Origin of the sequence: Streptomyces phytophilus (genome assembly GCF_013870535.1) — a bacterium.
In the GTDB taxonomy this organism is placed as follows: Bacteria; Actinomycetota; Actinomycetes; order Streptomycetales; family Streptomycetaceae; genus Streptomyces; species Streptomyces phytophilus.
This window is the reverse complement of record NZ_JACBXC010000137.1, coordinates 1-8,672: the sequence shown is the minus strand read 5'-3', so window position 1 is coordinate 8,672 and position 8,672 is coordinate 1. Positions and strand designations below refer to the sequence as shown.

The 8,672-nt window shown below is 73.3% G+C and carries 4 protein-coding genes; 2 read left to right on the top strand and 2 right to left on the bottom strand.

What is annotated here, in order from left to right; translation table 11 throughout:
* Window positions 1–190: 190 nt before the first annotated feature.
* Entirely contained in the window at window positions 191–2,230 is a 2,040-nt protein-coding gene (locus H5J30_RS10045; RefSeq protein ID WP_181787076.1) for a glycoside hydrolase family 6 protein, read from the bottom strand.
* A gap of 560 nt (window positions 2,231–2,790) precedes the next feature.
* Between H5J30_RS10045 and H5J30_RS10040 the strand changes: the two genes are divergently transcribed.
* Both H5J30_RS10040 and H5J30_RS10035 read left to right on the top strand, forming a co-directional pair.
* The gene (locus H5J30_RS10040) at window positions 2,791–4,164 is read left to right on the top strand and encodes a sulfotransferase family protein (protein ID WP_181787075.1); all 1,374 of its coding nucleotides are present in this window, start codon (window positions 2,791–2,793) and stop codon (window positions 4,162–4,164) included.
* The gene (locus H5J30_RS10035; protein ID WP_181787074.1) at window positions 4,161–5,357 is read left to right on the top strand and encodes a glycosyltransferase family 4 protein; all 1,197 of its coding nucleotides are present in this window, start codon (window positions 4,161–4,163) and stop codon (window positions 5,355–5,357) included. The genes H5J30_RS10040 and H5J30_RS10035 overlap by 4 nt, the downstream gene beginning before the upstream one ends.
* A 110-nt stretch (window positions 5,358–5,467) precedes the next feature.
* Here H5J30_RS10035 and H5J30_RS10030 read toward each other — a convergent pair.
* Window positions 5,468–8,672, bottom strand: a 3,205-nt coding sequence (locus tag H5J30_RS10030; RefSeq protein WP_181787073.1) for a S8 family peptidase, incomplete at its 5' end; no start/stop codon positions are given.

The following is an 8,672-nucleotide window of genomic DNA, read 5'->3' as shown; positions in this document are numbered from 1 at the left end:
GTCCCGGCCCCGCTCCGTACAGCCGCTGCGCGGAAGCGCGGCCCGGCGGCGGGGAGCCGACCCGCGCGCCGCAGACCACAGGCGGAGCCGCCCGCGCGGGACGCCCCCACGCCGGTGGTGGGCCGGGTGGGGGCGTCGGGCCCGGACGCGGGGTCCGGGGTGGGCGGGCGGGGGAGGGTCCGCCCGCCCGTCAGGGGGCGGTGCCCCAGGTGAGCGTGCCGGAGTGGTAGACGCCGACACGCGGGTTGTCCGCGTACGCGGTGTTCGCGGCGCGGCTGTAGTCGTCCGACTCGTCGAAGGCCGACCAGTCGCTCTTCGCCAGCCGCACCTGGATCTCGCCCGTCGACGCGCCCGGCGCCAGCGTCCCGGAGGCGAAGCCCACCTCCAGGTACCGGTCCGCACCCGGCGCCGCGGACCCGGACGCGCTCACGCCGTGCGTGACGTTCCCGCAGCCGGTGACGGCCCAGTCGCACCAGGTGGCGAACGACGTCGCGCCCGAGTCGCCGCTGAACCAGTAGCGGACCTCGACCGTCGCCAGGTCCACCGGCGTGCTGCCGGTGTTGACGAGTTGCAGGCCCATCCGGATCTGGTTGTCGGTCACGGCCGCGTCGGTGTTCTTGTACTGCGCCCTGACCGCCCCGCCCCCGCCGCCGTCGCTGCCGGTGGTGGCGGTCACCGGCGGCGTACGCGCCGAGGCGTTGCCCGCCGCGTCGCGCGCGCGGACGGCGTAGGCGTACGACGTGTCCGCCGCGAGCCCGGAGTCCGTGAACGCGGTGCCGGCCGTCGAGCCGACCTGGGTGCCGTCGCGGAAGACGTCGTACGCGGTGACACCGACGTCGTCGCTCGACGCCGTCCACGCCAGGGAGGCGCTCGCGCCCGTCGTCCCGGTCACCCGGAGCCCGGTGGGCACGGTCGGCGCCCGGGTGTCGTCACCGGGGCCGGGGCCGCCGTCGACCGGCGGGTAGGCGTGGGCGACCAGCTCGCGGAACTGCGCGGAGAACCAGTGTCCGGCGAGCGGGGAGTCGGGCAGGGCGCCGGGCGGGTTATTGCCGTTGCGCGGGTTGCCCTCGTACGTGGGGTCGCACATCCGGTCGAAGCCCTTGCCCTCGTCGTTGTCGACGGGCTCGCTGGAGCCGTCCGACTCGCCCGGGGGCTTGGCCCACACGTAGGCGTCGATGCCCGACTCGGGTGCGGCGGCGGGCCGTTCGCCGAGTCCCGCGCCGGACTGGTTGCACCAGTTGCCGGCGTGGATGCGCCGATCGACGCGGCCGCCGTCGACGAAGGCGTCCACGGAGGTGGTGGGCCCGGCCGCGGTGGGCCGGTCGGGGCCGCCCCAGCCGTTGCGGGAGGTGTCGATCAGCATGCCGATGCCGGGGTCGAAGCCGCCTCGGGAGACGAGCAGGTCGCGCAGCGCCTGCGCGTAGGACAGCTCGTCCACGTACTGGTTCCAGTCGACCCACGTCGCCTGCCGCACCGGCGTGCCGCCCACGTTGCCGGTGACCTCGAAGTACGGCTCCTGGAGGGCGGAGTAATTGGCGGTGTTGACGATGAAGCCGTGCACGTCGGAGACGGTGGCGCCCTCGGAGGTGGCGGCCTTCTTGAACTCGTCGACGGCGGGGTTGAGGTTGGAGTCCCAGCCGAGCCAGCCGTGGTGGGCGGCGTCGACGTAGTTGTAGACGTTGGGGATGCCGGCCAGCGTGCTCAGCGCGTAGCCCACGCCCTTCTCGTAGTTGCCGAGTTCCTTCATCCGTACGCAGGCGTCGGTGGAGCCGTCCGTGCCGCCGGCGTTGGTGACCAGGTTCGGCAGCGAGTCGGGCTCGATGATCGTGACGATGCGCAGGCTCGCGTACTTGGGGTCCGCGAGGATGCCGGCGATCGGGTCGATGTACTCGGACTTGTAGACGTCGAGTTCCTCGGGCTCCAGTTCGCCGTTGGAGGCGAGCGCGGCGCAGTCGCGGCCCGGCAGGTTGTAGATGACGACCTGGAAGAGGTCGGCGCCCTGGGCCAGGGCCTCGTCGAGGTGGCGTGCCAGGCCCCAGGCGTCGCCGACGCCGCCGATGGCGGCGCGCCGGTCCATCCAGACGAAGGTGGGCTGGTCGGCGACGGCCGCGCCGCCGTCGGCCCGGGCCTTCGCGGACCACTGGGGGTTCACGTACGGGGTGGCGCCGGCGTACGGGTTGTCCACGCGGGCGGCTGCGCCCGCGGCGGGCGCGGCAGTGCCGGTGAGCACCAGGGCGGCGCCGACGGCGAGCGCGGCGAGGATCGCCGCGGGGCGCCAGGGTCCGCGTCGCGTTCGGGTACGGGTACGGGTACGGGTGCTGCGTCTGCCGCTCGTGCTCTGCCTGCCGGCGCTCTGCCTGTCGCTTCGGCCGGGGCTGCCACCACTGTGTCTTCGCGCTGTCATCGCGGCTCTCGTGCTCCTCTCCGGATAGCGGGACCGGTGGCGGGATGCAGCGGGAAGGCGTCTCCCGCCACCGGGGCTTTGCGTGCGTGCGCGGCACGTGGGGGAGTGCCCTCGGATCGACGCGCGCGGGCCGGGCGCTGGGCACGGCCCTGCGGCGTACGTGCAACGTGCGTACTGCGTGCAAGGCTTGAAGCTATGGGAGCGCTCCCACCGTCGGGCAAGCCCGCGCCGCTGTCAACCCCCCGCGCGTGAACCCGTACCCCCGCCCCCCGTCCCACCGGCGCAGTTCCCCGGTACGGAAGTCTGAAGAATCCGCCCGAGCGCAACCCTTCGCCCGCCCCGTCGTTCTCCGGGCCGGAAACACCTCTCGCACGGACGGGTGGACAATGCTGCGGCAACTGAACAGAGCACTCGGCCGGTTGACCGGCCTCCAGATCCGGCGCGCCCCCCGGCCGCACCGGAAGAAGACCAAGGCCGCAGCCCCCGCCGTGCGCCCCGGCCGCCGGCCCGACTACCGCCCGCCCGCGAACCCGCAGGTCGACCGGCTGATCCGGCAGCCCGTCTTCCTCATCACCCCGGTACGCTCCGGCGCCACCCTGCTGCGCATGCTCCTCGGCGGCCACTCCCGCCTGCACGCGCCCCACGAGCTGCACGTACGCCGGCTGGAGGTCAGCGCCGGCACCGAGCTGGCCGTCGAGGCCATGAACGAGCTGGACCTGCACCGCAGCGACCTGGAACACCTGCTGTGGGACCGCGTGCTCCACCGCGAGCTGGTCCGCTCCGGCAAGGACGTCCTGGTCGAGAAGACGCCGAACAACGCCTTCGCCTACCAGCGCATCGCCACCTGCTGGCCCGACGCCCGCTTCGTCTTCCTGCTGCGCCACCCCGCCTCCATCGCCCAGTCCTGGTACGAGGCCGACCCCTCCCGGCGCACCCCGGACGAGGCCGCGCTCCAGGCCCTGCACTACACCCGCGCCACCGAACGCGCCCGCCGCGAACTGCCCGGCCACCTCGTGCGCTACGAGGACCTGACCACCGACCCCGAGAGCGTGCTCCGCAGCATCTGCGGCTTCCTCGGCATCGCGTACGAGCCGGAGATGCTCGACTACGGCACCCGGGAGGAGGGCGAGCTGCCGAAGGGGCTCGGCGACTGGAAGGAGAAGATCCGCAGCGGCCGCGTACAGGAGGGCCGCGCGCTTCCCGAACCCGCGGAGGTGCCCGAGGCGCTCCGCGAGATCAGCGCCGCGTGGGGCTACCTCGACGCCCCCGCCGAGGCACCCGGCGCGGCGGGCGGGGACCCCCGCGCCGAGGTCACCGAGGTCTGGCCGCGCGACGGCCTCATCCGCATCGTCGGCCGCCTGCACGGCCTCCCCGCCGACCCGGCCGGGGGCGGCGCCACGCGCTGGCGGCTGGCCGTCACGCTGACCGGCTCGCCCGAGCGCCGCCTCGACTACCCCGCGACGGTGCTCGGCCAGGACTTCGAGGTCAGCGTGCCCGTCGCCGACCTGGCGCCGTCCGGGATCGCGCTGCCCGCGAAGTGGGACCTCCACCTCACCGCGGGCGCGGACACCCGGGACGTACGGCTCCAGGCCAGCCGGATCCTCGACGACATCGAGCAGAAGAAGAACATCATGGTGTTCCCCGCGCAGTCCGTGTCGTCCGACGCCGACGAGATCCAGGTGAAGCCCTACTACACCGTCCGCGACAACCTCTCCATCGCGTGCCAGCTCCGCGACGACCTCTCCCGGACGCTCTCGTGAAGATCCGCTATCTGCTCCTCAACGCCTACGGCAAGGGCGGCACCATCCGCACGGTGTTCAACCAGGCCGGCTCCATGGCCGCCGCCGGGCACGACGTCGAGGTGATCAGCGTCCTGCGCCGCCGCGAGTCGCCGTGGTTCCCGCTGGACCGGCGGGTGCGCGTGACCGCGATCGTCGACTCCTACGGCGCCCCCGCCGCCCCCGAACCGCACGCCTGGACCGCCCGGTTCAGCAACCGCGGCCGGCCCTCCCGGTTCGTACCGAACGGCGAGGTCTCGCGCGAGCACTTCACCCGCGACGTGGAGACGCAGGTGATCCGCTGGATGGCGCGGCTGCGGGGCGGCGTGCTGGTCACCACCCGCCCCTCGCTCAACATCCTCGCCGCGCAGCACGCCAGCACCGACGTCGTCCGGGTCGGCCAGGAGCACATGAACCTGGCCACCCACCACCCCGACGTGCGCGCCGCGATCGTCCGCCTCTACGACCGCTTCGACGCCGTCGCCGTGCTCACCGAGCGGGACCGCGACGAGTACGCGCGGCTGCTGCCCGGCACCCGCGTCGTGTGCATCCCCAACGCCGTCCACACCGGCGCCAAGCGGCAGTCGACGTACGCGAACCGCATCGCGATCGCCGCCGGCAGGCTGAAGAACCAGAAGGGCTTCGACTACCTCATCCCGGCGTTCGCCCAGGCCGCCGCCACCCGGCCGGACTGGCAGCTGCGGATCTTCGGCACCGGCGACAAGGAGCCGCAGCTGCGCCGGCTCATCGAACGGCACCACGTCTACAACAGCGCCTTCCTCATGGGCTTCACGCCGCGGCTGGACGACGAGCTGGCCAAGGCGTCGATGTTCGTGCTGAGTTCGCGCTTCGAGGGGCTGCCGATGGTGATGATCGAGTCGATGACGCACGGCCTGCCGGTGGTCAGCTACGACTGCCCGACCGGCCCCGCGGACGTCCTCACCGACGGCCGCGAGGGGCTGCTGGTGCCGCCGAAGAACGTCGACGCGCTCGCGGTGGCCATGGGGCAGATGATGGACGACGAGGGCATGCGCGCGGACATGGGCACGGCGGCGCTCGCCAAGTCGCGGAAGTACGCGCCGGAGGCGGTGCATCCGCGGTGGGAGGAGCTGTTCGCGTCGCTGGCGGCGGAGCGGGCGGCGCCGCGGCGCAAGCTCGTACGCACGGCGGCCTGAGGACCCGTACGGCGAACGGCCCCCGATCCGTCTCCGGACCGGGGGCCGTTCTCCGTGCTGCCGTACGGGCGGGTCAGCGACCGTTCACGTACGGTACGGGCCGTTCGCGATCAGCGCGCCCGGTAGGCGTCGAAGATCCGCTGCTGGACGCTGTTGCCCTGCTTGTCCACGGCCTTCGCCTTGAACGACACGGTCTTGCCCGCGGCCGGGTTGACCACGGTCACCTTGCCGTCCCGCACGGGCAGTTCCTTCCAGGTCGCACCCCGGTCGGTGGAGACCCACACGGTCAGCGACTTGAGGTTGCTGCCCGCCGCCGAGCCCAGCACCTTGACCGGCACCGTCTTCGTCGCCCCCGCGTTGGAGCTGCTCGCCGCCGACAGCGTCGGCGAGTAGCGCACCACAGAGACCGGCAGCTTCTTCATGCTGTCGGTCCTGGCGGAGGAGAAGGTCCAGGTGGCGGTCACCTTCGTGGACGTCCGCGCGACCGTGGCCGGGCGGGTGGAGGAGGTGGTGAGCTGGTAGTCGGCGCTGCCCGCCGGCACCGTGAACTGCGCGCCGATCGGGATGTCGGCGACCGACGCCACCTTCTCGCCGTTGCGGTACAGCGTGGTGTCGGCGTTCTCGTACAGCGAGTAGCCGCCGTGGGCGGGGTCGTCGAGGTAGATCGGCACGAGGGTGTCGATCGTGTTGCCCTCGCGGTAGACGCCGATGTCCTTGGTCAGGATCGGGCCGACCACGGCGGCGTTGAAGGACTCCTTGTACGTGCTGCCGCCGGCGTAGTTGCGCCCCGGCGTGGTGTACGCGATGTCCTCCCAGTCGTCGCCGAGCTGCCAGTACTCCAGCTCCCACGCGATGCGGTCGCCGCCGCGGACGTACAGCTTGCCCTCGTACGGCAGGTCCCGTGCGGTGGCCGTGGCGCCCGTGCCGCCGGCGATGAACGGCAGCGCCCACACCCAGCCCTGCCGGCCCTCGGCCGAGGAGCCGAGCGTGAGGTCGAGCGCGGCCAGCTCGCTCTGCGGGGTGGCCCGCTTGATGCCGGTCCAGGCGGTGGTGCGGTTGGCGTCGCTGTAGACGGTCTGGTACTCGGTGCGCGCGTCGCCGCGGAAGTACACCTGCACCTGCTGGTACAGCTCGCCGGCCGCGGTGGCCGGGCCGAGGTGCGCGGTGCGGACGTCGGCACCGCCGCCGAGGAAGGCGCTGATGCCCATGCCCATCGCGTCGGTGCTGACGTCCACGCTGAGGTCGACGCTCGTCCGCTCCGCGTCCGTGTCCGGCACGGTGACGTCGACCGGCTTCGCGGTGCGCGCGTCGATCTTCACGGTCGTGTCGCCGGTGACGTCCAGGCGCGGCTGGTTGATCCAGTCGTACTCGGTCAGGTCCTCGCCGGCGTACTTCGCGACGTCACCGTTGGCCACGTAGCGGCCCTTCGGCACGCGCACGGTGGCGCTGGTCTCGCCGCCGACGTTCTCCCAGACCTCCCAGTTGTGCTCCTCCATGCCGGTCAGGAACGCCTCGCCGTCCGTCGTCGGCTGCCCGTCGCGGCCCACGAACTCGAAGGTGACGTCGTACGTCTCGCCCTCGCGCTCCACGCCGCCCGGGGTGACCACGCTCTGGCCGCCGCCGGTCGCCGTGACGTACACCGAGTACGCGCCGTCGACGTCCCCGCCGAGCGTGGTGTCGGCGGTCACCGGCACCTCGGCCGTACCGCCGGCCGGGACCGTGACCTCATCGGCGCCCAGGCTGAACATCCCCGCGGGCGCGGCCGCGCCGCCGGGCTGCACGGTGGACGTCGCCAGCGACAGCGTCACGTCCTCGTCGCCCAGGTTCCGGTACGTGACGGACTTCGTCACCGGCTCGTCGTCGCCGTGCGGCCACTGCTGCTTGCCGAAGCTCAGCGAGGCCGGCTCGCTGACCACCGACTGCCCGACGGCCTGGTCCGAGGCGATGAGCCCGGCGCCCTGGCCGAACGCGCCGCGCTTGGCAGCGGGCTTGGCGGACGCGGACAGCGCGGCCTTCAACTGGCCGCCGGTCCAGTCGCGGTGCTGCTGCTTGAGCAGCGCGGCGGCGCCCGCGACGTGCGGCGTCGCCATGGACGTACCGTCGATCGTCAGATACCCCTCGGGGTTCTGGCCGACCTCCTGGTCGATGACGCTGCCGGGCGCGGCGGCCGCGGTGATCGCCACGCCGGGGGCGGTGACGTCGGGCTTGACCGCGCTGTCGCCGATCCGCGGGCCGCGCGACGAGAAGCCCGCCAGGCCGCCGTTCGGGCCGACGGCGCCCACGGTGAGCGCGGCGTCGGCGGAGCCGGGCGAGGAGATGGTGTGGCTGCCGGAGCCCTCGTTGCCGGCGGCGACGGCGAACAGCACGCCCTCGTCGGCGGAGATCCGGTTGACGGCCTCCTCCAGCGGGTCGACCTCGGGGGTGTCGCCGCCGCCGAGGCTGAGGTTGACGATGTCGGCGTCCTGGCCGACGGCCCACTCGAAGCCGGCGAGGATGCCGGAGTCGTCGCCGTAGCCGTCGTCGTCGAGCACCTTGCCGGCGAGCAGCTTCGCCTCCGGCGCCACGCCGGTGAACTTGCCGCCCGACTTCGCGCCCGTACCGGCCGCGATGGAGGCCACGTGGGTGCCGTGGCCGTAGCGGTCCTCGTCGTCGGCGGCGGGGGTGAAGTTCTCGCTGGCGACGACCTGGCCGGAGAGGTCCGGGTGCGTCTCGTCGACGCCGGTGTCGAGCACGGCGATCTTCACGCCGTCGCCCTTGTAGCCCGCGTCCCAGGCGGCCGGGGCGCCGATCTGCGGCACGCTGACGTCCAGGCTGGCGCGGCGCACGCCGTCCAGCCAGACGCGCCTGACGCCGGACTCGGCGGCCAGCGGCTCGGCGGCGCTGTCGCCGCCCTGCGCGCGGGTCAGCGCCTTCCAGGCCGCGGCGGCCTCGCCCTTGGCGGTGGTGACGGCCTCGGCGTTGAGCCGCGGGAAGCGGTGCTCGACGTCGGTGCCGTCGGCGGCGTGCAGCCTGTTCTGCGCGGCGGGGCTCTCGCCCCGGTAGTCGACGATGAGCTTCAGGCCCGCGCGCTGCTGGCGCACGTACTCGGGGCGGGACTGGAGCGTGACGTCGAACAGCCGGCGATCCAGCGTGCCGTCGGCGACGAGCGCGGTGGCGTCGCGCGGTACGACGTACGTGTGGCCCTTCGACTCGAAGGTGCGTACCGGTATCTCGCCGCGGCCGGGCCCGCGGTCGATCAGCACGGCGTTGCCCTCGGCGTCGACCCGTACCCGGTCACCGGTGATCAGCGTCACCCAGGTGCCGCCCTGCTTCGCG